Source organism: Pseudoalteromonas sp. T1lg65 (assembly GCF_051930985.1).
Lineage (GTDB): Bacteria > Pseudomonadota > Gammaproteobacteria > Enterobacterales > Alteromonadaceae > Pseudoalteromonas.
This window is the reverse complement of the sequence record NZ_CP196837.1, coordinates 1,031,396-1,057,614: the sequence shown is the minus strand read 5'-3', so window position 1 is coordinate 1,057,614 and position 26,219 is coordinate 1,031,396. Positions and strand designations below refer to the sequence as shown.

Annotated in this window: 19 protein-coding genes; 15 read left to right on the top strand and 4 right to left on the bottom strand. The window is 43.2% G+C overall.

Annotated elements, in window-relative coordinates; all coding sequences use genetic code 11:
* The first annotated feature begins 172 nt into the window (after positions 1-172).
* The 9 genes from ACSLBF_RS04535 to ACSLBF_RS04495 all read left to right on the top strand — a co-directional run bounded on the left by ACSLBF_RS04535 (position 173) and on the right by ACSLBF_RS04495 (position 11,331).
* Positions 173-1,459: a TolC family protein gene (locus tag ACSLBF_RS04535; protein WP_440055415.1), complete on the top strand. Its 1,287-nt coding sequence runs from the start codon at positions 173-175 to the stop codon at positions 1,457-1,459.
* Positions 1,459-2,640, top strand: coding sequence for an efflux RND transporter periplasmic adaptor subunit (locus ACSLBF_RS04530; RefSeq protein ID WP_440055414.1), 1,182 nt, complete (start codon positions 1,459-1,461; stop codon positions 2,638-2,640). The genes ACSLBF_RS04535 and ACSLBF_RS04530 overlap by 1 nt, the downstream gene beginning before the upstream one ends.
* On the top strand, positions 2,633-5,773 hold the full coding sequence (locus ACSLBF_RS04525; protein ID WP_440055413.1) for an efflux RND transporter permease subunit: 3,141 nt from the start codon (positions 2,633-2,635) through the stop codon (positions 5,771-5,773). Before ACSLBF_RS04530 ends, ACSLBF_RS04525 begins: the two co-directional genes overlap by 8 nt.
* On the top strand, positions 5,751-6,434 hold the full coding sequence (locus ACSLBF_RS04520; protein ID WP_440055412.1) for a response regulator transcription factor: 684 nt from the start codon (positions 5,751-5,753) through the stop codon (positions 6,432-6,434). The genes ACSLBF_RS04525 and ACSLBF_RS04520 overlap by 23 nt, the downstream gene beginning before the upstream one ends.
* Positions 6,428-7,723 (top strand): sensor histidine kinase, encoded by a 1,296-nt coding sequence (locus tag ACSLBF_RS04515; protein WP_440055411.1) that lies wholly within the window; start codon positions 6,428-6,430, stop codon positions 7,721-7,723. The genes ACSLBF_RS04520 and ACSLBF_RS04515 overlap by 7 nt, the downstream gene beginning before the upstream one ends.
* Positions 7,724-7,775: 52 nt before the next feature.
* Positions 7,776-8,573, top strand: coding sequence for a substrate-binding periplasmic protein (locus ACSLBF_RS04510; RefSeq protein ID WP_440055410.1), 798 nt, complete (start codon positions 7,776-7,778; stop codon positions 8,571-8,573).
* A gap of 357 nt (positions 8,574-8,930) precedes the next feature.
* Positions 8,931-10,133, top strand: coding sequence for a hypothetical protein (locus ACSLBF_RS04505; protein ID WP_440055409.1), 1,203 nt, complete (start codon positions 8,931-8,933; stop codon positions 10,131-10,133).
* A 9-nt stretch (positions 10,134-10,142) separates the two neighbouring features.
* Positions 10,143-10,550: a phosphate ABC transporter substrate-binding protein gene (locus tag ACSLBF_RS04500; RefSeq protein ID WP_440055408.1), complete on the top strand. Its 408-nt coding sequence runs from the start codon at positions 10,143-10,145 to the stop codon at positions 10,548-10,550.
* Between the two features lie 184 nt (positions 10,551-10,734).
* On the top strand, positions 10,735-11,331 hold the full coding sequence (locus tag ACSLBF_RS04495; protein WP_440055407.1) for a GNAT family N-acetyltransferase: 597 nt from the start codon (positions 10,735-10,737) through the stop codon (positions 11,329-11,331).
* A 90-nt stretch (positions 11,332-11,421) separates the two neighbouring features.
* On the opposite strand, the gene ACSLBF_RS04490 is transcribed toward ACSLBF_RS04495, so the two are convergent.
* Both ACSLBF_RS04490 and ACSLBF_RS04485 read right to left on the bottom strand, forming a co-directional pair.
* Entirely contained in the window at positions 11,422-11,784 is a 363-nt protein-coding gene (locus ACSLBF_RS04490) for a hypothetical protein (RefSeq protein WP_440055406.1), read from the bottom strand.
* Between the two features lie 10 nt (positions 11,785-11,794).
* On the bottom strand, positions 11,795-13,606 hold the full coding sequence (locus ACSLBF_RS04485; protein ID WP_440055405.1) for a hypothetical protein: 1,812 nt from the start codon (positions 13,604-13,606) through the stop codon (positions 11,795-11,797).
* 540 nt (positions 13,607-14,146) lie between these two features.
* On the opposite strand from ACSLBF_RS04485, the gene ACSLBF_RS04480 reads away from it, so the two are divergent.
* The 4 genes from ACSLBF_RS04480 (at position 14,147) to ACSLBF_RS04465 (ending at position 18,808) form a co-directional block, all read left to right on the top strand.
* Complete coding sequence (locus ACSLBF_RS04480; RefSeq protein WP_440055404.1) at positions 14,147-14,461, top strand: hypothetical protein; 315 nt, start codon at positions 14,147-14,149, stop codon at positions 14,459-14,461.
* Between the two features lie 101 nt (positions 14,462-14,562).
* On the top strand, positions 14,563-16,434 hold the full coding sequence (locus tag ACSLBF_RS04475) for a TonB-dependent receptor domain-containing protein (RefSeq protein WP_440055403.1): 1,872 nt from the start codon (positions 14,563-14,565) through the stop codon (positions 16,432-16,434).
* A complete protein-coding gene (locus tag ACSLBF_RS04470; protein ID WP_440055402.1) occupies positions 16,406-16,693 on the top strand; it encodes a hypothetical protein in 288 nt (95 codons plus the stop codon). Before ACSLBF_RS04475 ends, ACSLBF_RS04470 begins: the two co-directional genes overlap by 29 nt.
* A gap of 153 nt (positions 16,694-16,846) precedes the next feature.
* Positions 16,847-18,808 carry an LTA synthase family protein gene (locus tag ACSLBF_RS04465; RefSeq protein ID WP_440055401.1) on the top strand — a complete coding sequence of 654 codons (1,962 nt, stop codon included), beginning with the start codon at positions 16,847-16,849 and terminating at the stop codon, positions 18,806-18,808.
* Here the strand turns inward: ACSLBF_RS04465 and ACSLBF_RS04460 are convergent.
* Positions 18,801-20,198: a PLP-dependent aminotransferase family protein gene (locus ACSLBF_RS04460; protein WP_440055400.1), complete on the bottom strand. Its 1,398-nt coding sequence runs from the start codon at positions 20,196-20,198 to the stop codon at positions 18,801-18,803. The genes ACSLBF_RS04465 and ACSLBF_RS04460 overlap by 8 nt on opposite strands.
* 130 nt (positions 20,199-20,328) lie before the next feature.
* On the opposite strand from ACSLBF_RS04460, the gene ACSLBF_RS04455 reads away from it, so the two are divergent.
* Positions 20,329-20,919 (top strand): carboxymuconolactone decarboxylase family protein, encoded by a 591-nt coding sequence (locus ACSLBF_RS04455; protein ID WP_440055399.1) that lies wholly within the window; start codon positions 20,329-20,331, stop codon positions 20,917-20,919.
* A gap of 241 nt (positions 20,920-21,160) precedes the next feature.
* Positions 21,161-23,707 (top strand): Ig-like domain-containing protein, encoded by a 2,547-nt coding sequence (locus ACSLBF_RS04450; RefSeq protein WP_440055398.1) that lies wholly within the window; start codon positions 21,161-21,163, stop codon positions 23,705-23,707.
* Between the two features lie 165 nt (positions 23,708-23,872).
* On the opposite strand, the gene ACSLBF_RS04445 is transcribed toward ACSLBF_RS04450, so the two are convergent.
* Positions 23,873-26,191: a TonB-dependent receptor gene (locus tag ACSLBF_RS04445; protein ID WP_440055397.1), complete on the bottom strand. Its 2,319-nt coding sequence runs from the start codon at positions 26,189-26,191 to the stop codon at positions 23,873-23,875.
* Positions 26,192-26,219 lie beyond the last annotated feature (28 nt).

Genomic DNA, 26,219 nt, shown 5'->3' with positions numbered 1-26,219 from the left:
GCTTTTTTCTGTTTTTATGCCAGCTTAATGCAGCTGCGTTACTTTTAACCAAGCTTTAACCTCCCCTGCCCTAGACTGCCCGCCTACCTGTTAGCGATTATTGAAGAGGTCCGCTATTAATAAATTGCTTACTCCTATCATGCTCAGTCTATTAGCAAGCGCATGTGTCTCTATGCCTAATGAAAACTACAGCCAACTTGCAGCTAGTCACATTGGCGTTGAGCAAAACTTATTACAAAACGAGGTGAAGCTAAGCTCAATTCTAGCTTTGCTCGATTCTGGTGTTTTGGACCGATTGGTAGAAACGGCGCTGGCAAATAATCCTAACTTACAACAGACTCAACTGCGCTTACAAAGCGCCCAACTAGAGCTGAGTCATGCCAATAGTGATAAGTTACCTAACCTTAACGCCAGTGTTGAAGGTAAAAACCAAGAGCAACAAAACAATAGTGTTGCGGGTAAGTTGGCCGTTAGCTGGGAGATTGATGTTTGGCGTAGCATTGCAAGTAACAGTCAACAGCAAATGCTCAATAAGCAGATGGCGGAACTTGACCTATACGCCGCAAAAGCAACTCTGGCTGCAAACCTGATCCGCAGCTATTTATCAATGACTGCAAATCAGCAATTATTAACATTAGAACAGCTAAAACAGACTCATTTGCAAACCAAATATACCTTGCTAAAAGCTGATTATGTTCGCGGTCTCACTGATGCAGAAGCGCTTGATACATTACTGGTTGAGTTAGCACAAACACAAGTAGCCGTTGAACAATACCACAATAGCAAGGCAACAACGGCAAGTGCTCTGGCAATTTTACTGGGCCAACAACCTAACAATATCAGCGAGTTTAATTTTCCAGCTCTGCTTCCCAGTATTCGCTTACCCAATAAAGCATTAGAGCAACAAAATCTGGCTAACCGACCAGATCTTCGCGCTGCATTTTTGCAAATAAAACAAAGTGAAGTGAATGAAAAGCTCGCATACAAATCACTGCTGCCAAGCTTTAACCTGCAAGCGTCGTTAACCACGCAATCTGACTCACTTAACAGTAATTTGCTAACGAGTGGGGTGTGGCAATTGCTGAGTCAGTTAACTGCGCCTATTTTCCGAGGCGGAACGCTACGTAAGCAGCTATCACAAAAACAGCTAGATACCCAATCGAGCTATTGGAATTATCAACAAGTGCTGCTCAATGCCGCGCATGAAGTACAAAACAGCATAAACAACGAGCAGGCATTACAACGGCAAATTCAGCAGTTACAGCAAGCGCTGCGGTCACAGCGCGCACTCAGTCAAGATATCACACAGCAATACAAACAAGGACTGAGCGATGCAACCTCACTGATTGATAGTCAAATATCGCAAGCCACATTACAGCAGCAATTAATTTCACTGCAATTAAAACAGCTTTCAAATCGTGTAGACCTCGGGTTATCCCTCGGCCTTGGAGTATCTTAATGTCTCAAAAGAAATACCGTGTTGTCATTATTTGTGTTGCGTTGCTGACGCTTATGCTCGCAACCATATTTACACTGCCAAGCAAACCAACCAGTGACAAAGGCGACAAACCAATAGCGCCACCGTCACCGATGAGCGCTGCGAGTAAAATCCAAGTTTCGGTTTTAACGGTTTCGGCTGAGCCGCACCAAGCTATTGTGACAGGCTATGGAGAAGTGAAAGCCGTTCAGCAGTTGCAACTTAATACTGAAGTCGCAGGCAAAGTTGAGTGGTTTAGTCCGCTTTTACAAGTCGGCGAGCAGGTTAAGTCTGGCACCTTGTTGTTAGCACTTAATGATAACCAGCTCGCAGCACAGTTAGCCAAAGCAAAAACGGCATTAAGCGAAGCTCAGTTGGAATATGAGCAAACACAACAAAAAGCACAACGCGCTCAGCAACAATGGCATCAAATGGCCCTTGCTGAACAACCACTTTCAGACTTAACCCTTTACACACCGCAACTCACAGCGGCAAAAGCCAAGCTACAACAAGCTGAACAAGAACTGCAATATGCAAACTACACGTTGGCGGCGACTGACATAAAAGCACCGTTCAATGCGTTAATCGTCGATAGACAAGCCCAGTTTGGTAGCTATTTACCACAGGGCAGTGCTATTGCAACCTTATATTCCACCGACTACGCGGAAATCGCTATTCCTCTAGATAGCAAACAGTGGCAACTACTAGACGAGAGCATCAGTGACGACTCTACAACATGGCCAGTCACACTGACTGATGTGAATGGTGATCATCGCTGGCAAGGTGAAGCGATTCGAGTGGCTAAGCATGTTGACCCGAAAACCCAACAACGCCAGTTAATTGTTGGATTAAGCAAACCACTTACACAATCTAGGCCATTACATTTTGGCAGTTATGTCCGCGCCGACATTCAGGGAAAACGGTTTGACGCGCTATGGAAAGTGCCTTCATCGGCTTTGTCTCAACATCAAGAACTTTGGTACGTCGATATGTCAGGCAGCCTAGCCAAATTCAAACCAAAAATTCAATTCCAACATCAAGGTTACAGCTATGCCAAACCGCTAGTGGAACATAGACAATTACACATTGTGTTGCGTCCGTTAAGCAGTTATTACCAAGGGATGCAAGTTACTGCTGTTGCTGAGGATACCAACAATGTTTAAACAATATGGCGTGATAAGCTGGTTCACCAAAAACCCAGTCGCAGCAAACCTGCTGATGGCTGCAGTGATCATTCTTGGTTTAAGTGTGGCAGGTAACTTAAGAAAAGAAGCATTTCCGGACAGAGCACCGGATACAGTACAAGTTGCGGTCACTTACCCCAGTGGTAGTGCAACTCAAGCTGAGCAAGGCATTGCCATGACCATTGAAAGCGCCTTGCAGTCTGTTGTCGGGATTAAACGGATAACTTCTACATCCAATGCAAATGGTACCACGGTGTTAGTTGAAAAAACGTCTAGCCATGACTTAAACACCCTGCTCCGTGATGTTAAGAGCCAAGTCGATGCCATACATAACCTACCCAGTGATGCCGAAAAGCCTGTCATAAAAGCGGCTCGACGCGAAGAACAAGTATTACGCGTGCAGTTATTTGGTGATACGGATCATGCTACCTTACAACAACTTGGTAGCAAGCTGGCCGAATCTTTATTAGCCAAGCCTAACATCGCAACACTTTCAGAGGTCGATTATCGCGAGCCGTTAATTGCCATTGAAATCAATGAAGCAAAGCTGCAAGCATATCACCTAACACTGAGTGATATCGCAGCTGCAATTAACCAAGAATCGGGAACCGCGTTGACCACCAGCCTGCGCAACCCAGACAAAGTGATCCGTTTAAGTGCAGCAACCCAAGCGCTGTACGGCAAAGACTTCGCTGATATTGAAGTCATCAAGGGCGCGCAAGGAAGTATTGTAAAGCTAAGTGATGTCGCTGATATCTATGACAGTTATGCCGATGACAGCCTTCACCTATCTCGCTTTAATGGTCAACGTGCTTATACCATAAAGCTGGTGATGGATGAATTTGGCGATATGGAAAAAATAGTCGAACAAGCCAATCAAGTGGTCGCCCAGTTTCAGCCGACTTTACCTGATGGCGTTAACCTTATCACATGGTATGACCGCAGCCAGCTGATCACGGAAAGGTTAAGTCTACTGTCTTACAACGCGCTTAGCGGCATTGTATTAGTGTTTATCGTGTTAGCGGTATTTCTCAATCTAAGAGTGGCATTTTGGGTCGCCGCAGGATTGCCATTTGTGTTTTTTGGCGCCCTGTATTTTATGACCGAACCTTATGCCAACCTGACACTGAATGAAATGACCACATTTGGATTTATTATGGCCCTAGGCATTGTCGTCGATGATGCGGTTGTTGTCGGTGAAAGCGTGTACTCAACGCGCAAGCGTTTGGGCGACACTATAAGTAACACCATCACGGGAACCAGCCTAGTCGCGATGCCAACTTTATTTGGTGTATTAACAACCGTTGCAGCTTTTATGGCGTTGGCATCTGTATCAGGTGGCTTGGGTGTGTTGTACGCTCAATTCGGCACCGTAGTTGCGCTGTGTTTGTTGCTTTCTCTGGTGGAATCAAAGCTGATTTTACCCGCCCATCTTGCTCACTTAAACACGCAAAACGAACCAACACACTTGCTTGGCAAGCTATGGAGTCAAGTACAAAACCGAGCCGATATGGCATTAAACAAACTCAACATTCATTATTATAAACCGGCCCTACAACAGGTGTTAACACACCGCTATGCTGCACTGCTGACATTTATTTCTATGCTGTTACTTGCCTTTGGGCTACTTACCAATGGAATGGTTAGAGTGGGCTTTTTTCCAAGTTTGCCTGCAGATACGCTTACAGCGAATATGACATTGCAAAACGACGCCAGTTTTGGCCAAACCGAATACAATTTAACCCAACTAGAGCAACAACTTTACCTTGCTGAAAAAGCCATTTTACCAGATGGTGAAGCAACAGCCATTGAACACGTGGCCGTAAGCGCTAGCAACGACTTAGCAGGAAACATCACGGTATCGCTGGCGAAAAATGCTCCGTACAGCATGGTCATGTTAGCTGAACAATGGCGAACACTGGTCGGAAAACCTGAAGGGGTAAAAAGTCTACATATCCAATCTCAGCTCGCCATGGTGTCAAATTTTAAAGTAGAGCTAAAAAGCAACAATGAAGCAGCATTGCTTGACGCAGAAACCGCAATCAAAAGCGCACTCAACACCACTTCAGGTGTGCATAGTATCGACAGCACACTCGCTCCTGGCGAATCGGTACTGCGGTTTGAATTAACACCGCAAGGCAAAATGTTGGGGATGACCAGTGAGCTGTTAGCTAGACAGCTATTGCAAGCATTTGGCGGGGAAATCGTACAACGTTATATGCGCGACAAAGACGAAGTAAAAGTCCGAGTACGCTACCCGCTATCAGAGCGAAGCAACCCATCCGACGTCGCCCATGCGCGAGTAAGAACACCCGATGGTAATCTAGTACCACTGAACGTCGTCGCGACCATAGTAAACGACACGCAAGTACAGGAAATCACTCGGATCAATGGTACACGTGCCATCACCATTTCTGCTGCGGTCGACAAACAACAGCTCACTCCAGTTGAGCTGGTTGCAAATTTAAAGGCCACACTCACTCCAACATTACTGCAACAGCATCCGGATTTAGCGATTCATTTTGCGGGCGAAGCTGAGCATCAAGCAGAAACGACTTCATCCATGAAATCAGCCTACTTGTTAGCTTTATTAGCGATCTACGCATTACTCGCTATCCCTTTGAAATCGTACCTTCAGCCGTTACTAATTATGGCTGTTATTCCATTTGGCTTTGTCGGAGCCATCTTAGGCCACTGGAGTAACAATTTAACTCTGAGCATTTTGTCGCTGAATGGTATTTTGGCCTTAAGTGGTGTGGTAATTAACGACAGCCTGTTGCTGGTCAATCAATTCAATCGTTATAAAGCTGAAGGTAAAGCCATTGTGGACGCCGTGGTAGAGTCTGGAACGGGCAGATTACGCGCGATTCTGTTGACGTCACTGACCACATTTGCAGGGCTTTATCCAATCTTGGGGGAAACCTCTCAACAAGCGCAGTTTTTAATCCCCGCAGCGACTTCTTTAGGTTACGGGATTTTATTCGCCACAGTGATTACTTTGTTTTTAATTCCCATGTTATTAATGATAAGTCATGATGTGAAAACAACATTTGCTAAGCTTTATGCAACTATTTTGATGAGGGGTCGAAATGATCAATGCGATTTTAGTTGAGGACGACCTTAGCCTTGCCGGTAATATTATCGACTATTTAGAGCTTGAGGACATTGTCTGCGACCACGCGAGCAATGGCAAAAGTGCGCTCAATCTAATAGCCGAGAATCATTATCAAGTGATCATACTTGATATAAACCTACCGAAGTTAAATGGCTTTAGCGTATGTGAGCAGATCAGAGCCGAGGGCAAGGACACCTCAATTATTATGCTGACCGCCAGAGATCAGCTTGAAGACAAGCTGACAGGGTTTGCAGCAGGCTCTGATGACTATTTAGTCAAACCATTTGCGATGCCAGAGTTAGTGGCCAGAATCAAAGCGTTAGCACTACGCAAAAGTAGCCAAGTGACCTTGTTGTCACTGGGTCCACTCAAGTTAAACTTATCCACAAAACAAGCTCATATCAACGAGAGACCGTTGAAACTGACCCCTACAGGGCAAATTATTATTGAGCACTTACTGCGCGCTCATCCAAATCCTGTATCTAGAGAGTCTTTACTTCAAGCAGTTTGGGGGGATGAACAGCCAGACAGTAACCCTTTGAAAGTACATATTCATCATCTGCGTAAAACACTGGCTGAACATGATGCCTCGTTCACCGTTCAGGCACTACCACGACAAGGGTTTACATTGCTGTGGGAGCACAAGCATCAATGTTAGGGATCAACTTGAGTTTACGGCGGTATATCTTAGCGACTTTGCTAGGGCTAGGAACCGTCATCATCGTCACGCTGTCAATCCTGTGGACCAATCATTTCTTTGCAGGTCTTGATGGCATGATGCGTGGCACCATGATAAATATGGCGCAGTCTTATGCACCCAAAAAAGGGCAGCCTGAGCGCGTCCACAACTATATTATCGCTGCTAGCTGGCGGGACCTGCCAGCTGAGATCAATAGTCAATTTGATCCTACCAATCTAGTCAACAATCAACTCTACAAACAAATGATAAGAGATGATCTATACAGCCAGCCCAAACAAGCACTGTTCGTCATCAAAACGTTGACCGAGCAAGGGGAAGCTCGTTATGTCGCTCACCTATTTGATACGCCAAACACCAGTGAAACGCCTCCTTGGTATGAGTTGCCAGAGATGCAAGCCATACTATTTGCCATCGCAGCGCTGAGTGTATTTACACTGATGCTTATCGCTTTAATGAGAACCATTGCCAAGCCGGTTGCACAACTATCAGATTGGGCTGCGTCACTTGATGATAAAAGTCTTAACGAGCCAGCACCACATTTTAAATATCGAGAGTTGAATACCCTTGCGAACCTTATTCAACAAAGCCTGCAAGAGGTAAATCATAGCCTTAAGCGTGAAAAAGAGTTTGTTAACCACGCAAGCCATGAACTGCGTACTCCCATCGCTGTGATCCGTAGTAGCGTTGAACTGATCCAACGTCTCAATGATCCGCTTCAACCGAAAAGCTATAAAGCATTGCAACGAATCGATCATGCCAGTCATGAAATGGCGGCATTAAGCGAAACTTTACTGTGGCTAAGCAGGCAAGAAAAGCCGCTGCTAGATAACCACCTAGTCAACCTTGATAAGATGCTGGCAGAACAACGAGAGAGCTTGAGCTATTTACTCAAGGGAAAAGAAGTTACAGTAATGCTCAACACAGAGCCATATTTACTTTCTATTCCTCGCTCTGCTGTGCAGATTGTCATTGGTAACTTACTACGAAATGCCTATCAGCATACCCATCATGGAATAGTAGAAATAACACAAAAGCAGAATTACATTTCTATCTCCAATACAGAGTACGATAGTGACTGCGAATACAGTTTGGATGATCAACAAAACCTTGGATATGGTTTAGGACTCGAACTCGTAAAAAGACTCTGTAAGCAATTAGATTGGCATTTTCATATTGAGATAACCGCAAATCGCTGCGAAGCAACACTACAGTTAGTTAGCACACACAGCCATGCAAATGACAGTTAAAAGAAGCTATACTATATTTTCAGTCACAAAACTGTCTTGGTGCTCATTGTCTATGCAACCTTACCGAGTCCTTTGTTTTATTATGCTACTGTGTGCCACTCAGCAAAGTATTGCACAGTGCGAAATTGTAAAACTGTCGGGCAACACAGACTCTCCCCCATTAAGCTTCGCTGCCTCAGACACGCAGCTAGATGGTATTGGCTACAAATTTATTCAACAAATTTTACCTTCCGGACTGAAGACTGAAGTGATGCATCCGATGCCTTGGCTAAGGGCTATCAAGTGGGCAAAAGACGGTAAAATCGACATCCTAGTCGGCATCAAACAATCAGAAAGTATTGCGAACCAGCTGACTTATTTGAGTCCCGAATTAACCTCTACGGCGCACAACGTTTTTTATGTTCGTGGTCGAAATGTAATTCGTGATTCAAATCACCTTACCAAACTACAAGGCGCCATTCTCAAAGGGAGCTTACTAGAAGGCAGTGACAACAGCCGGGTGAACTTGTCAAACCTTACACTTTCCACTGCTGACTCAGTGGTAAAAGCACTAAAAATGTTAGAATACAAACGCGTCGACTATATTATTGCGCCGCAATGGCAAACTATAAACACTTGGATAAAAAGTGGCATGCAACTCAAACTGTCAATGCTCGCTGAGCCCATCATTATTCGCAAAGAGTACATCGCTATTTCTAACCAGAGTCCCTGTCTAAAACATAAAGCAGCGTTTGAAACCGCAATCAAGCATGGCAAAGAGTCAGGTCTGCTCGAGCGCTTGCTGGACGAAAGTTTTGTAGATTCAGATGCTGCTCGCTACTTTCATGAGCTCACCGTTAAAATAGAGTAATAACCCCTCGCTCTTTGGCGTTTCGTATCACACCTATGGTTCTACTATTAGCAAAATTTAAACGGCTTTTTTACGCAATTTACTACTAATGCACTACGCTTACTGATGTTGGCAGTATATCCAAAGTGCAATGATTTCCAAACGATACAAGCTGTTGGGTCTGTTGTTTTGTCCTGTGCTGTAAAAGCTTTGATTGTGGTTGTCACCTTGCATGTTAGTTCAGAGGTACGAGTCGTTCTGTTGTTTAGGTGGTCTGTTCCTATTTATCCGCAGTTGGTAACAGCCTCATCCTGTCAAGGCACTTGTTGAACGATCAGGATATCAACACAACCTTACAATTAGACAGGGGATAAAACTATGGCACTCAAACATGCTGCGCTCGTGGTGGCTGTTGGCTGCGCTCTGAATAGTCAGACACTTTTAGCAGCCGACAACATTCACCTCAGTGGCTTCGCTTCAATTAGAGCGACCCTTTCAGACAGTGATGGTGGAGAAGCTCCATTTGAAGACTTTAAAGGTCACGATGATGTAACTTTTTCTGATGAATCGCTAATGGCGCTGCAAGCCAGATCAGATCTTGGTGATGGGCTTAGCGCCACAATTCAATTAATGGCAGAAGGGAAAAAAGATTTTGATGTAGATGCGCGTTGGGCATACATCAGTTATGAAATATCACCGCAGCACACGGTGAGTGCTGGCAGACTAGCAAATCCTTCTTTCTATCATTCTGAATATCAAAAAGTCGGTTACACCCACAACTACGGGCGTCTACCTCGATCCGTCTATATCGGCTTTGACTTCACAACCATTCAAGGTATCACACTCGACAGTAGTTTTGTGTTTGGTGAGTATACGTTACTCACTAAAGTTTTGTATGGTAGTTGGGAAGGCACAACCTACCTTTCGGCAACAGGTCAAGATGAGTCATTTGGTCTTCAAGACGAACTATCTATTCGTGCAGAGCTATCTAAAGATTGGTGGGCCGTTTATGGCGGTATTTTTAGAGTAAAGATCAAAGGTGGAACCGTTGATACTAATGCACTTGTAGGCGCAGCTCAACCAGGAATTGCAGCTGCAAGAGCACGTGGAGCTACAGACCAACAAGTCGATGATTTAATTCAGGCGATTAAATGGGGTGGTAAAACAGGCCTTTATGCGTACATGGGATTTCACATAGATTATATGAAATTCATTATTGATGCAGAATACGCAGACTATGGCGTAGATGAATCTAGTGATGGCTTTAATAACGCATGGTATTCATCGGTCGGTTATCGGATCAACGACAAAGTGATTCTTTCGGTACGTCATGAAAAGTATCTTCAAGACAACGATGATTTGAGTTTTTTAAACAATGTTAAACATCCCATTCTATACGCTACGGGGAAAGCGATTAGGAACAGCTTATCTTTCCGAGAATTTAACGGTGTCGGCATAACACTGCGCTACGATTTTCATCCCAATGCAGCGTTCAAAATCGACTACTTTGATGGCGAGGATACTCGTCCAACAGTTGGCGACTATCGTATTTGGTCCGCTGGCATAGATATCGTATTTTAAGGAGGCATCATGAAAAAGTGGTTAACTATCATGGCTGCCCTAGTAGTCAGTAACAGTGCACTGGCAGTCGATGTAATTGTGCACGCGGACAATGCAACAACGCTTGGCAAAAATGAAATTAGACAGATTTATTTGGGTGCCTTAAAAAACTTTCCCGGAGGAGGTGGTGTAGAAGCGATATCTCAACCGGAAGACAGTCCAGCCACTGCGGATTTTTATGCGAAAGTGATGGAGCGTTCAGCCAGCCAATTAAAAGCTCATTGGTCCAAGCAGCTGTTTACCGGTAAAGGAAAACCACCTAAGGAAGCCCCCAATGATCAAGCGGTAATTGATATGGTATCTAGCAACCCAAACTATATCGGCTTTGTTGCTTCTGGCTCAGCCACAGGCAATGTCAAAGTGGTTGGTAGCTTTTAATTCTTTAGTCCAACAAGCGGAGTCATGTTCATTATGCTCCGCTTTTATCGCCTTCGTCACAAGCATTTCTTTTACTTAGTGTATCTTCCTATTTTTAATATCAAATATTCTAGCTATAAATAAACCTTGAAAGCTTCATAAAAAGCAACAACAATAAACATAAATTTTACAAGGAATGATCTTGATGGTCTTTGACAGCTCAGTCAGACAGGCAAGTACAGTTACATTGAATAAATTGCCTGAGGGCTTTTCAATAGAAAAAGCAGATACAAACCACATCGAAGCGATGGCCGTTGTTACTTGCGATAGCTGGCGAAAAGCATTTAGTCGCTTTCTTCCACCTGAAGTTTTAGCAAAGGGTAATCCTTCCTTCTTCTTTTCCTTATGGAAAAGCATCTTAAATGATCCCAAACAACACGCGCTTGTTATCATGGACAACAAGGAAGTCATAGCATGTGGTGCATGTGGCCAATATCGCGAGCAGCACAACCCAATTTCTGGCCTGATACACAAACATCGAGCTGGGGAGTTATACCGAGGTTATGTTGCACCAGATTATCAGCATCAAGGGTTGGGGTCTATTTTGTTAAATGCTCGGCTTCGCTGGCTAAGACAGCAAGGAACACAACGCGTGTACACTTGGATCTATGCAAAAAACCAGCAAGCACAGCAGTTCTATAAAAAGCATGGCGCGACCAAAGTAACCCAATCTAAAGGTGTTACTATGGAAAAGTATTTTTTTGATGAAGTCTGCTATCAGCTCACCTTACCATCCAAATAAGATCTCTCAACGACGTATAAATTAGGCACAGAAAAGCCAGTGAAAAGTCACTGGCTTTTAATAGTCTAGCTTTCACAAATCGCTACGCGACTATTGTTGCACTTTGCAATCTTGCGTAGAAAGTGTCACGGTGTGACCAGAGTTTTTATGTACCACTATACATTCATCAGCAATCTTTACGAGCTGATATGCATCAGGAATGGCGCCAAGGTCTCTGTGCATGTCTCCAGTATTAGACTTCACAAAATAATTACTCGACTGAGTAAATAAACCAGAATCTAACGCTGGTACAGGCGAAGCTGACGTTTGCCCAATGAACCGCGCTACTTCTTGCTGTACGATATCAGAGGCTTCAGACAATGTTGCAGGTTTCTGCAGACCTTGATCACCATTTGCTTTACAGGCCATCAATAGCGCACACGACAAGACAATTAAATAACTTGATTGTTTCATATTCTTCCCCTTACTTATTGTTTAACCATGTGCGATCAGAAGTCACCAGTGGGCTAGAGTTCGCTGGCGTGGACTGGTTCACGTCAAGCATTGTCGGCTCCGGTAACGATTCTAAAAACGTATCCAACTCAGTGAACTCAGGTAATACGCGAGACACAACGTAGGACACTCTTGGCTTAATATCTGCTTTACCTATACGCCCCGCTTGACCCCACTTCATATCACCGTTTTTGTCATGGATCGAAACAACAACATCTGAGTCTTCTCTGGCTTTCAACATTGCTGCATGAAATAAGCTAGCATAATCCTCTTGGATACTCGCATAGTTATAAAACTGGCTTGCCGAATCGTTTTCGAAAAAGTGGATAATATCTTCGGGCAGGAAAGCTTGTTGTTCTTCTGTCGGCTCGGCACCAGTTTGCAACACTTTACCAAGCGCCAGTAGCTCTGTACTATTCAGTGGCATCGCTCTTGACAAAAGACCTGACTGCATGTTGCTTCGCTGTATGTCTGGATAAACAGCATCTAGTAACCGCTGAGAATCAGAATAAAACGGCCACTTAGATTTAGGAAAATAATCATTAGCATGGGCTAATTCATGATACAGCAAATACTGGGCATCTGATTCAGCCGTCTTATTTTTCAATTCCCAACGAGTAGAATATTGCAGTTTAGAACCAAACGATGCACGGAAATCCGGTGACTTCAGATAGGTTAAATACTCATCGAAACTAGTCACAAAGTAATCTGGTGACAGGTGAATAGCACCACTTAATGCTGTGTAATAGGACGGATTTACATCCGACGAGATCACGATAGCCGTTACAGCTCGCAGTAAATACTTGAAATCATCGTGCTGATCATTCTGTCTTAAGAACTCTTCAAAGCGTTCTCCCATCCAGTCATGCGACACTAACACTCTGTCCATAACCTGCTCTACCGTTGGTTTTTCATATTCCTGACCAAGCAATGGTAACTCTGCAAACGTACAGGTTAAGTCATATCTGAGCGTGTTACTGTAGGTACATTTTTGTAGCACGTCCGCATATTTTGAAGCAGGATTATAAGAATGAACTTTAGCGAGCCTGTGTCGATAAGCGATGACGTTATTCTCTGAAATGGGAGGTGCATCTTCAACCAAAATACTTACGGTATCAGTGAACGTTGTTTCGTTTTTTGTCACGTTAACCTGAAAATCAAATACCGTGTCTTCTTCCACCTCGGGGGGATCAAAAAAGATGCTTCTTCCGTCTTCTGACGGTTCAAATTCGAGGTTTCCACCTGAAACGAGACTCCATTCAACTTTATCTGGAGTAAAGGATTCTTGGTAATAATAAGCAGCCAACGATGCTCTACTGCGGTTTGGCATTTGGCCTTCCTGCATCGCATATCCGAGTGCAGCGGTTATCGTAGCTTCCTGCTGACTAACCGTTACCTCCGAGGTTATTTTTTCGGTACTGCCATCCGCTTTTCTATAACTAACCTCAAACGCATAATTACCTGCGGACTTGGCTCTAAAAGAGATTAGCTTACTTTTGTCAGCAAGAAACGTGACAGGGTTGCCAGCAATTTGGGTCCATTGGATGTCACTAATCTTTTCAGTTCTAGAGCTAGAAAGCAGTATTAATTCAACAAAATCACCTATCATAGGCTCAGTTTCACTGACGTGAACAAAAGCTGCTGTCGGCGCAGGTGCAGACACTGTGACTGGAGGCTTGTCTTTTTGTTCCGTTGTTGGTGCTTTATTTCCCCCCCCACCGCAAGCGGCGAGCACCATAGATAAAGACGCCAGTGCTGAGAGTTTATATTTTTTATTATTCAAACCAATATACCCTTATTATTAATGCTTTATCGATGCTCTAAACAGAATAAGCAAGCCTCTAGCTGAGCAATATAACTGAACTCACACTTTTTAGGTACACCGATTTGTGTATAAATGTAAATATTGATAATCACGGATGCGATAATACTCTGAAGATAGAACTTAACTAATCATTAATAAGAGCAGTAACTTAACGTTAGAAACACTACTCACTAACTGACACATTATCATTTTATGATTATATTTATTATTTAAAATGAGCTAATAAGAGCTCTCTCATCTCTACTGTCAACTTATCTGTTAATTTGATACCTATTTAATAACTCTGCAGCGTAGCTAAACATTGCCAAAATTCAATCTTTGTAAATAAAACCGTAACACATAAGGGTCCTAAATTTACTTTTTCGATTACTTTATAGTCGTGTTTTCTATTGCTTATGATAAATCTAAGAGGGCATCTGAGATTAAACTTGAAATTCACCGTGCTTAAATGGCTGTAAAACCATTAAAAGAAAAATAACTATTTCAATAGGATAAAGTATGAGTAAATTTGACCGTAGCAAATTAGCATTAAGTATAACGCTATTATTAAGCTCTGGGACTGTACTTGCAGAACAACAAGTTGATGAACAAGAGACAATAGAAAAAATACAGGTTACAGGCTCTCGAATTGCACGAACAAGTGCAGAAATGACAACTCCAACTACCGTACTAAACGCTAAGACTATGCAATTACCTACGGTACTGACTTTGCTGATGGTCGCGGTAACTTTACAGCACACGCTACTTATTCATAAAGAGAAACACTATTTGCTACAGCTCGTAGCTATGCCAATAAATATCCAGCCTTTCTAAATACCCCCGAGAATGGTCCTCCAGCGCTTGGAGCAAACAACGGTATTCCTGACACAATCCTAGTCGACGATTTACGTTTTCAGGTATTAAGTGCCGAGGGGTTGATCCACGTACCAAATGAAAACTATCAGTTTGGTGATGTGCCACTTGCAGACTTAGGTGGTATATTTGCTAACGATCCACGTAATTTTGGTTTCGACACATTCACTATTGATAGAGAAGATGGTCACATGAGATCCTTTGTTTCTGGCTCGCCATGTGATGGGGCAGTTCGATGTAATGGCGGCGATGGCTTTAGAACCCCAGAAACTTCATACCTAATTCCACCGAGTGAACGACTCTTATTCGACTTTAGTGGTCGCTTCGATGTAAATGATGAGCTGAGTCTATTTGCTAATGCCAAGTATGGTAAATCAGAATCCTATGCTGTTGGACAAGCTTCGATATTTCATGACAGTAACTATGGAAAGTTAATCAGTCTAAAACTAGACAACCCATTTTTACCTTCCGAACTTCAGACGTTAATGCAACAACGCAACTTGTCAGAGGTTGCATTAGCAGTAGTGGGTCTCCCTGCTAGTACTGACAATGAGCGACAAACCATGCAGTTTACCTTTGGTGGTGAAGGCCCTTACGATGAATACGACTACAACTTTTATGTACAACATGGTCGTGTGACCAGCGATTTAAGACAGCTCACGACCTACAACGAGCGCTACTTTAGAGCGTTAGATGCAACCACCGATGAAAACGGTAATGCTGTGTGTCGTGATACCTCTGATCCAGCTTGTGTTCCATATAATCCAATTTTCAAACAAGCCAGCCAAGAAGCTATTGATTATGCGGGCGTAGTGCGACACCAAGAACAGACAAAGCAACAAACGTTGGCTAGTTTTGCTGTAAATGGCAGTTTATTTGAAACGGATTTAGGTACCGTTAGCTTCGCAGCAGGTATTGAATATCGTAAAGAAAAGTCTGAAGACTTGACCGATCCTCTCACTCATGGCCGCGCGCCAAATGGCGCAGGTTTAGGCCTTGTTGGTGTAACCAGAGGTCTAACACCGGAAACACACTCCTTTACCACACCGATAATAGGTGATTACAGCTCTAGCGAAGTATTTGGTGAAATCAACATGCCAGTACTTGAAGATTTGCCATTGGTTGAGTCACTAGATTGGGACGCGGCTGTAAGATATGCAGATAACAATATTACTGGTGGTGATACAACCTACAAAAGCGGCTTTAATTGGCAAGTTGGCTATGACATAGGCTCTCGAGTTAGTTTTTCAAAGGCAGTTAGGGCACCCAATGTTCGCGAGTTGTTTGCAGCTACCTCTTCTACCGCAGTTGATTTAGATGATCCATGCCACTATGACAACCTAAACAGGAACCCTGCAGTTGTCGACAACCGTAAAGCTAACTGTGCCAAGCTAGGCATCGCACCTGACTTTCAGTCTAACGCTAGCTTTGGTTCACTGTTAGCACATACAAAAGGAAACTTTAAGCCTGAAACAGCTGAGACACTTACGGTGGGGCTGACCTATACGCCAAGTGCTGATTTTAATATTGCCGTTGATTTTTGGGATATTGAAATAGAAGATGCAATCACTATGATTAACGGCACAGACGTATTAGAAAACTGTGTAGATGGGTCTGATTTGCATGAGCAGTTCTGTAGCAAAATAAACCGTCAAAGCTCAGGCCTTATCAACTATGTCGAAGTCAATGGGATCAATGCTGCGCGATTCAAGGCTAGAGGGGTCGATTTAGAATCTAATGTAGGTGTCGACTTTGAGTACGGCAGACTAGATTTTAGAGTTAATGTCTCATATCTCGATGAACGCATTACAGAACAAAATCCAGAAGCGGGACTACCAGCAATCAACATAGCAGGTACTCAAGGTTACCCAAGGCTTCGTGCGAATATAAGTACAACCTACCGCCTTGATAAACTCGTCGCTAGTATCAACTGAAAATTATGTTGGTAGTTCTGCATTCTCGAAAGAGCGTTCAGACGAGTTTTACCCTGCCGGTGTAGACAACAATATACCTAGCTATATGACTCACAATTTACGGGTAAATTACCAACTACAAGAAGACTTAATGGTCTATTTTGGTGTAAATAGCCTGACGGATAAAAAACCCTTTAACCTTTCAGGTCTAAACCGAGGTTCATTGCTCTATGATGCCATCGGTAGAACCTTTAATGCAGGTGTAAATTACCGCTTCTAAGCCTTAACCCAGTATTACTGAGTATTTTGTGTACTCAGTAATACCTTTTAGGAATTGACTGAATTTAACGAGAGAAAACAGTTTATTACAGATTTAATATCGGCCGCTCGATAAAATGTACCTGTTTTAGTTATTTTTTAGGCTTTAAATTCTGTGACTTCTAATCCATCCTTCCCCAGCCGCTGGCAGACATTTTTTCAAGAAAACTATCGTCTATTTCTATTATGGAGTAGTGGTGTGTTTTTGTTTATGTTTTTCAGACTGTTTTACTTCGGTTATTTTCACGACAAAACAACTACAGCACTTAGCTTTTCACAATTTTGCGATTTTCTTATTGCTGGGTTTAAATTTGATTCTGCTGCAACCGGGGTGTGCCTAGCGGTCCCGTTTTTGTTGAACTGCTTCTTACAACCACTTCGACTTGGTAAGTGGGTCGCGAAAGTTAGACACCTATTTGCAGGTCTGTTTTTTATTAGTGTTTCATTACTTGGTATTTGCGGTATCACTTACATCAGTGAATATGGTTCGCAATACAACCACTTAATGCTTGAAGGACTCTATGATGACCAACAAGCTATAATACTCACCGCTATCCAACAATATCAACCATGGGGTAGCTTACTGTCATTGCTAATGTTGATCACACTCAGTCTTTGCTGGAATAAGAAGGTAGACAGAACAACGCCCAGAAAATTAACGGTCCAAAATAAGTGGGTTCGATGCATCATTACGGTTGTAACCATCGTGCTCTTTATCTGCGCTGCAAGAGGTTCATTTGAAACCCGTCCAGCTTCACGAAAATGGTCTGCAGTAACTAGCGATACTTTTGTGAACAACCTTGTGATCAACCCTTTTCGCAGTTTTATCTATGCAATTGAAGACTTTAGAGAACTAAACAGCATTACATCCACAAATGAAAACCCCTACTCTAGCACAGCAACTGAGATTGATGCCTTGTTGAACTCAAACGCTAAAACCAGTAATGGTCCGCTTCTTAATAAACCTTCACATATCTTTTATATCGTGATGGAAAGCTTTGATTCTTGGCCATTGCAAGATAAATATCGCTCACTGAAGCTGACAGAGCAGTTCCATCAATTGAAACAACAAGGTCTTTACATTGAGCAAGCGTTACCTGCAGCATCGAGCACAATGAACTCATTATCGAGTTTAATCTCCGGGATCCCGTACAGTGGGGTAAATATGAGTCGTCTAAATGTTAAGTACGACGAATACTCTTTGTTCGAGCTAATGAAATCACAGTCTTATAACACTAACTTTTACTATGGCGGTTTACTCTCATGGCAAAAAGTGGGCGAGTTCGTAAAACACCAAGGTGCAGATTCTGTTTACTCAGCGGCTGACGCTGGTGGCAAAGGTAGCGCTGGGGCTTGGGGGGTTGATGATGAACAACTATTTGATTTGGTGTCACAGACGGTCAAAGAGAATAGTTTTAATATGATTTTAACCACAAGTTACCATGGTCCTTTCAACCTTGATCTTAGCAATACCGATTATCCTTGGCAGCACAAAGACTACCCAGCTGAAATTAGCGCTCTAAGTGACAACTTATTGGAACAGCATATTTTGGGACATCTGTGGTATTCAGACCAACAATTAGGCAAATTTGTAAACCGCATGAGAGAGCGCCATCCCAAGGCACTATTTGTGATCACCGGCGACCACTATAGCCGCAGATATTTACACCCTCAGCCTAATTTGTATGAGTTAACCCATGTACCAATACTGATCTTAGGTGAAAATGTCACACAAAATATGTCAGACCATCAATTTGCTTCACATATGGATATCACGCCAACACTGATGGATTTAATCGCGAAGCCAAATAGCCCCTATGCCAGTTTTGGCAATTCGTTGGTTTCTGCCTCAAGCCATTCAAAAGTAGTTCATGGTCATAAAACCACCAGAACAGCGCATGTAGTTTGGCGAGAGACAGAAGCTGGACAATATGATCACTTTTCGATCAAAAGTACGCATAATGAACCGCATGATGAATCGTTTGTCTCAGAGCAATATCATGATTATATGGGGGCTAGCTGGCATTTATTAATGTCTAACAAACACGATAAGCTAAATCGAAATTGTACTAACTGAGCGCCTTAATTTCATGCCCTAGAAGCTTGAGCTTGGCTTCAATTGCAGCATCAAAAGGCGCTCCCATATTAATACGGATAAAGTGCTTATAACTTAAATCACTGGCAAATAAAGTACCGGGAAAAAAGCACACACTATTTGCCACAACCCTTTCTAGCAACGCTTCGCTATCTATATTCGTAGGCAACGCCAGCCACAAGATATATCCTCCTTGAGGGTCAGAAACGCGCACCTGTTGAGGAAAATATTTTGCGATGGCTGAGAGGTATAAGTTACGCTGCTGCCCAAGTGCCTGCTTTAAATTAGTTAAGTGTCGCTGGTAATAACCGCTACTTAGTAGATCTGCGACGGTGCGTTGATTAAGGCGGTTTTCACTCACATTAGAAAATGCTTTTAGTATCTTAATTTGCTGATGATACTTTTGAGTAATTAACCAGCCGATACGAAATCCCGATCCCAAACTTTTTGATACTGAGTTAACGTATATCACCTGCCCTGATTGATCGAGGGACATCAGTGTAGGTAGGCGGGTTTTCACATCATGTAAATCACCAAAAATATCATTTTCAATAATCGGCACATTGTGAGTTGTGCAAATATCAACAATGGCTTTGCGTTGTGCTAAGTTGAATGTGGTTCCATCGGGGTTATTCAATGTCGGTACCAACACTAATGCGTCGACCTTAACGGTCATCAGTACTTGCCTTAATGCCGCGACAAAGGTATGACCAACATCATCATTTTCCACCTCTATAACCCGCATATCCAGCGACTGTATTAGTTGTAAAATTCCTGGAAAACAAGGGCTTTGTACCAAAATAGTGGCACCGGGCTTAGCGATTGCTTTAAGCGCCAGTAATACTGCATCTTGCGCGCCTGCGGTCACAGTAACTTGTTCTGGCATACACTGAATACCACGCTGTATGGCGTACTTTGCGATTGCGGCTCGTAAGCTGGGTTCCCCCTCAGAAAATTCGGTTTTTAACAACTCGGGGAGTGAGTAACGGATATGACGCTTCATCAATTTAGCAATTTGCGCTGTTGGGAGTAAGGCACTATCCAACTCAGCAATACCCAACGAGCAACGACTTTGCGTACAGTGAGAAAGCACTTTGAGTACAGCATGTTGAAGAGAAACTTTGGTGGGAGATTGGATAAGCTCTGTGGATTCAAGCTCGGGGATATAATCCACAAAATAGCCCGAGCCTGGTTTACTGGCGATAACGCCCTGCTCTTCAAGCATTGCATAAGCAGCTTGGACCGTATCAATACTCACGCGATGAGTATTGGCTTGTAAGCGCAACGAAGGTAATTTATCACCAAATTGAAAGCTTCCTTTGATGATCTGACACTTCACCTTTTTTGCAAGTTCAACATACTTTTTAGCCATACAATAGAGTAAAACCCACCACTTTAAGATGTTTTCAATTTAACTGTATGGGTAATTCTGTGTGCAATTGTATGGCAAGTCAATAACGTGTTTCGAGTAAAGTGACGTAAAACAACAGGAGATAAAAACCATGCCATTAGTTAACCCATTACACCCAGATTCAAACCCTGAAGTAAAAAAGCTAGCTGAATTCTTCAACGAAACCTTGGGTTTTTGTCCAAACAGTGTTTTAACTATGATGCGACGTCCACACCTTGCCAAAGCCTTTATTAATCTCAATATGGCAGTGATGGAAAACCATGGTCGCATCACCAGTGCACTAAAACGTCTTATCGCTTATGTATCCAGTAATGTAACTGGCTGTCGCTATTGTCAAGCTCATACCATCCGTGCAGCTGAACGCTATGGTGCTGAGCAGGAGCAGTTAGATAACGTATGGGAATACAAAACTCATCCCTCATTTAGCGATGCTGAACGCGTCGCGTTAGACTTTGCGGTTGCAGCCAGCACGGTGCCAAATGGAGTTGATGAAGAGCTACAAGCGCGTCTGCATGAGTATTGGACAGAAGATGAAATCGTCGAAATCCTTGGCGTAATCGCCCTATTTGGTTACCTAAATCGTTGGAATGATTCAATGGCAACCACACTTGAAGAAGGTGCTGAAGCGAGTGGTTTGGCTTTATTGGCAGGCCACGGCTGGGAAAGAGGTAAACACCAGTAAGCATAAACCAAGGGTGTTCAAATCCACCCTAACTTTCTAACTAAAACACCCCAGCGTGTTTACCCACCCCACAGGCGCGATTTTCGCGCCTGTTTTCATCGTTATCTAAGATGATCACACTCCACTATCCTTTTGATCTAAAGTTAAATTACCACAAAGCGCCATTTGATTAACTTAAAATTTACAGTTAAGCTGGATATGTTTTGTCTACAAAACATACAACATGAAAGGAAACTATTTTATGCAACATACAAAATCAAAATGGTGGCTTTGGTTACCAAGCACGCTTTTTCTGAGTACCCAAGCACTTGCTGTTGACTGCTCGACACTGAGCTCTTGGTCATCACAACAAGTTTATTGGAAAGGCGATCTAGTCCAATCCGAACAACAAGCTTTTGAAGCCAAATGGTACTCTCTAAATGAAAAACCACAGCAACACTCCGACACATATGATGTGTGGTTAAAACTGGGAAGTTGTGGAGGTAATCAAGCACCACAGCTAACTTTAATCAGCCCAAAAGATGGCGCTATTTTGAAACAAAATGACAACGCTGTCTTCTCTGCACAGGCTGTCGATAATGATGGAACCATTAGCCAAGTCGAATTCTTCTTAGATCAGCAAAGTTTAGCTGTGGTAAGTGCACCGCCTTACCAAACAGAATGGCAAGCAAGGCTTGGCGAATATACAGTGAGTGCTATCGCGACCGACGATAAGGGCGCGGTTAGTGAAACCCAATCAGCCAGAATAACGGTGAGAAACAGCGATACTAATTTAGCCCCTGAGATTGAAGTTATTACCCCGCAGCCAAACCAACAGTTTGCATTAAATGACACCGTAACTATTGAGGTCGACGCCAGAGACAGAGATGGTGAAATTTCAACGGTGACCATGTGGCAAGCCAATGACAAAATTGCCGAGTTTACTCAACCGCCATTTCGTTTTCAGTGGCAAGCGAAGCAGCTTGGAGAAACTCATTTCACCATCACAGCAACCGACAATCAAGGTGCGACTTCAAGCCAACAAGTCGTAATTAAAATCGTCTCAGATAGCTCTGGTGGATGTAAAGACCTTGCACAATATAAAGCTGGCACAAACTATCAAAACGGTGATTTAATAAGTAATCAAAACCGTAAATATCGCTGTGAAGTGGCTGGCTGGTGTAGCTCGGCCGCTGCTTGGGCGTATGAACCGGGTGTAGGCCAACATTGGCAAGATGCCTGGAGCGATCAAGGCGTTTGTGCTATTGCTCCGGAAGTAAACTTTATTGCTCCACATAACAACGCAACAGTCCTTAAAGGCTTGCCAACTGTAATCCAAGTCACAGCAACAGATGCAGATGGCGAAATTAATCAGCTGGACGTCTATGCGAATCAAGCATTGTTAGGCAGTTTTAACGAAGGCAATGCGCAGTTCAACTGGACTCCACAGCAACTGGGTCTTGTCGAACTCAGCGCCGTTGCTACAGATAACGAAGGCAACGACGGACAAACCAGCATCATAGTTACCGTGACCGACCAGTCCGTTGTCACCAGCATTACCGAACCAAGTAGTGGGACTCAACTTAGTTTGGGCAGTAGTGTTCTAATAAAGGCACAAGCGACCGCACTAACAGGTGCTATCGATAAACTAGACTTGTATGCTAATGGCGTGTTGATAGGCTCAGATAATAGTGCACCATACGAGTTCAATTATACACCTGCTAGCCTTGGCAATCATACGCTAACCGTCGTCGCGACGACTGATAGCGGTGAAACAGCCACCAGCGATGGTGTCACTGTTAAAGTTATTGACCGTCCTACAGCCAAAACCCATAAGCTTATCGGCTACTGGCATAACTTTGTTAATCCCGCTGGTTGCCCAATTCCATTAAACCAAATATCACCCGCTTGGGATATTATTGATATTGCGTTTGCTGAAAATGACCGAAGTTCAAATGGCACGGTACTGTTCCATCCTTTTGAGAAAGATATCCGTTCAAGTTGCCCACCAATCGATCCAGTACAATTTAAGAGTGACATGAAAGCATTACAGGCTCAGGGTAAAGTTTTTGTGTTAAGTCTTGGTGGAGCTGAAGGTACTATCACGCTTAATACCGATGCTGATGAAGCTAATTTTGTCAGTAGCCTAACTCAACTTATCCAAGAATGGGGATTTGACGGTCTAGATATTGATTTAGAGAGTGGCTCTAACCTGTTACATGGTTCTCAAATCCAAGCTAGACTACCTCGTGCGCTCAAACAAATTGAACAAAATATTGGTGGCAATATGGTGCTAACTATGGCGCCTGAACATCCTTATGTGCACGGAGGAATGATCGCTTACTCTGGGATCTGGGGCGCTTACATTCCACTGATTAATGAGCTGAGAGACACGCTAGATTTGCTTCATGTCCAGCTATATAACAATGGCGGTTTGGCAAATCCATACGAATCAGGTGTTGCGCCTGAGGGATCTGTAAACATGATGGTAGCCCATGCAAAAATGTTAATCGAAGGCTTTGAACTAGCCAACGGGACTCGATTTGAGCCTCTTAGAGATGATCAAGTCGCTATCGGTCTACCATCGGGCCCTAGCTCTGCAAACTCAGGCCAAGCACCAATTGCCAACATCATTTCAGCCCTGGATTGTCTTACCAAAGGAACGTCATGTGGCAGCATAAAACCCAGTAGCAACTATCCAAAATTTGGTGGCGTCATGACTTGGTCAATCAACTGGGATAAACACGATGGGTACAATTTCTCTAAACCCGTCGGGGACAAGCTCACTCAAATGAATCAAAGTAACTAGTATACACAGGGAAGCTTCTGGCTTCCCTTTGCTCTTTAGTTGTTCTAAATGAGAAATTTTTAACGCAGTTAGCGGCAGTTTTTATCTCTCAAGTTGACCAGATATTAAAGTTAATTGCTATAGAAGATTAATTATTAATGAGGATTAGTATTAGTTTTATATTTCCTAGAACTTCATGGTTAACGAAACGCCAGCTTCTCTTGGCGCAGCCAACCAATGCTCCGCCACACCAAATACCGCGCGAAAATCATTTGCGCCAATAAAGTGGTATTCATTGGTCAAATTATTAGCAAACAGACTAACACTCATGTTTTTGGAAATATCTAATTGCACTCTGGCATTTAGCAATTTTAAGTGATTACTTTGTGCTAATGGCGAGTTAAATACATCGGTGTACATCTTACTTCGATAGCTCCAATCTAATCGAGTATGCAGGTTTTTGTTGTCTAAGACGGCCCAGTTTTTCCATATTCCCATTACGATAGACCATTTGGGTGTTCGAATTGGCACTGTATTTAGAGTGACTTGTGTGGCATTGCCAACATCAACAAATTTGGCTCGGGTAAACGCACCTGACAGGCTCAAACCAAAATCTTGCTCTATTAACGCTTCCAGCTCCCACTCCAAGCCCTTAGTGCGGGTTTTACCCACATTATCAATAAATATTTCAATGCCTTCCTGCGTTGACTCTCCTCCTCGCAGTTGCATATCTTTATGCTGCATATAAAAAGCAGACAAATTAAAACGTAAGCGATTATCAAACCAGGATGAGCGAATCCCAGACTCCATTGCTGTTAAATGCTCTGGGTCAAAAGGACGTATTGCCGCAGGAGAACTTGGCACGCCGTTAAAGCCTCCTGATTTAAAGCCGCGAGAAACGGTTAAATACCCCATCACTGAATCAGAGTACTGATATTGCAGCCCGAGCATAGGTGAAAAAACATTCCAATTCGGCGTAACCGCACCTTCAGCACTATCCGAAGTTTGCTCGAGCAAAGTAACGCCAGCTTCTAATGCGAGTCCAACCACTTCCTGGCGTTTTTCTTCACGGGTATATCGTGCACCCAAGATCCCAGTCCAACTAGGTGAAAAATGATAATTGATATGAGCAAATACTGCATAACTGGTGTTTTCAATATCGTTTAAAAAACGGTTGTGAAAGTCCACCCCTGCATTCAGCGGATTACCTGCCCCACCGACATCTGTTGGACTTGACAACGGCGAGCCATCCACTGGAGATTCGATTGCTTCTACGGCCTTAAAAAGCCCTTCAAAAAAGTCAAAGTCGAATTGATAGTTAATGTTCTCATCAAAGTAATATGCACCTAGCAACCAGTCGTACTGTTCGTATTTTCCAGTCAAGTTGAACTCTTGACTGCGCTGAATCTGTGTTTGCCAATCTCTGGTTACACCGATATTGACAGGGTTATTATCAAAATCTCGACTATAGAATGCGTCCAATTTTCGATATGCCGTGATAGACTTCAGTGCAACCTCATCACTAAATTGATACTCAGCCTGTAATGTAAAGCCGCTTTGTTGCAGTCGATTATGATTAACTTCTTCGCCTGCACTAGTATATTTATCTGCAAATAGCTGCAACGGTTCAATGGCGTCAACGCCTTGACCTAAATCGGCATAGTAGTTATACAATTGAATAAGTACCGCATCATCGTTCTTTGCGGGTAACACTGCCGGAGCACTACCACGGCTTTGTGTCTGACGATTATACTGCCAATTCAGAGTTAATCTGTCATTGACTTCATGACGTAGCTTAGCCAGCATACTAAAGTCATCTTCGCCACCTTCTCTGTCTCCATTAATTCTACGTACAAAACCTTCTCTATCAAATTTACCGATGGCAACTCTCATCGCGACTTTTTCGGACAAAGGCTGATTTATGGTTAGCGACACATCTTTACGATTAAACTCTCCTAACGTTAACCTGCTCGAAACTGAAGATTCATTGGTGACTTTTTTGGTATGGATATTGACCGCCCCGCCTATGGTATTTTTCCCAAACAAAGTACCTTGTGGTCCTCTTAAAATCTCGATTTGCTCTATGTCTAGAAACCGAGTGATACCACCAGCAGAACGCGCAAAATAAACACCATCAACGTAAACACCAACACTGGGATCTGTGGTTGGAATTGGATCAACTTGTCCGACACCCCGGATAGTAATATTTGCACAATGCGTGCAGCCAGAATTTTCACCGACGGTTGTCACATCTACATTGGGAATAAAATAACCAGCTTGTAGTAAATCGGTCAGATTACGTTGCTCAAGCTGCTGAGCGGAAAGGACAGATACAGATATCGGTGTTTTTTGTAAGCTTTCCGAAACTTTTCGCGCTTCTACAGTAACATCTAATAGTTGATCAATAGACAACTCAAACAGGCCATCTTCGTTTGCTAAAAGCTGTCCTGAAAATAACCCAAATAATACAACACCAGTGCACCGTGTTAATGGTACTTGCAGCATATGCAAACGAGCTCAAGAGTTTAATGGA

What these genes read in the sequence shown, in the direction of transcription:
- ACSLBF_RS04535 (WP_440055415.1), top strand. Translation starts at nt 173, where the DNA reads ATGCCTAATGAAAACTACAGCCAACTTGCAGCTAGTCACATTGGCGTT.
- ACSLBF_RS04495 (WP_440055407.1), top strand. Translation starts at nt 10,735, where the DNA reads ATGGTCTTTGACAGCTCAGTCAGACAGGCAAGTACAGTTACATTGAAT.
- ACSLBF_RS04530 (WP_440055414.1), top strand. Translation starts at nt 1,459, where the DNA reads ATGTCTCAAAAGAAATACCGTGTTGTCATTATTTGTGTTGCGTTGCTG.
- ACSLBF_RS04515 (WP_440055411.1), top strand. Translation starts at nt 6,428, where the DNA reads ATGTTAGGGATCAACTTGAGTTTACGGCGGTATATCTTAGCGACTTTG.
- ACSLBF_RS04445 (WP_440055397.1), bottom strand. Translation starts at nt 26,191, where the DNA reads ATGCTGCAAGTACCATTAACACGGTGCACTGGTGTTGTATTATTTGGG.
- ACSLBF_RS04455 (WP_440055399.1), top strand. Translation starts at nt 20,329, where the DNA reads ATGCCATTAGTTAACCCATTACACCCAGATTCAAACCCTGAAGTAAAA.
- ACSLBF_RS04480 (WP_440055404.1), top strand. Translation starts at nt 14,147, where the DNA reads ATGAGTAAATTTGACCGTAGCAAATTAGCATTAAGTATAACGCTATTA.
- ACSLBF_RS04460 (WP_440055400.1), bottom strand. Translation starts at nt 20,198, where the DNA reads ATGGCTAAAAAGTATGTTGAACTTGCAAAAAAGGTGAAGTGTCAGATC.
- ACSLBF_RS04490 (WP_440055406.1), bottom strand. Translation starts at nt 11,784, where the DNA reads ATGAAACAATCAAGTTATTTAATTGTCTTGTCGTGTGCGCTATTGATG.
- ACSLBF_RS04500 (WP_440055408.1), top strand. Translation starts at nt 10,143, where the DNA reads ATGAAAAAGTGGTTAACTATCATGGCTGCCCTAGTAGTCAGTAACAGT.
- ACSLBF_RS04510 (WP_440055410.1), top strand. Translation starts at nt 7,776, where the DNA reads ATGCAACCTTACCGAGTCCTTTGTTTTATTATGCTACTGTGTGCCACT.
- ACSLBF_RS04505 (WP_440055409.1), top strand. Translation starts at nt 8,931, where the DNA reads ATGGCACTCAAACATGCTGCGCTCGTGGTGGCTGTTGGCTGCGCTCTG.
- ACSLBF_RS04450 (WP_440055398.1), top strand. Translation starts at nt 21,161, where the DNA reads ATGCAACATACAAAATCAAAATGGTGGCTTTGGTTACCAAGCACGCTT.
- ACSLBF_RS04525 (WP_440055413.1), top strand. Translation starts at nt 2,633, where the DNA reads ATGTTTAAACAATATGGCGTGATAAGCTGGTTCACCAAAAACCCAGTC.
- ACSLBF_RS04520 (WP_440055412.1), top strand. Translation starts at nt 5,751, where the DNA reads ATGATCAATGCGATTTTAGTTGAGGACGACCTTAGCCTTGCCGGTAAT.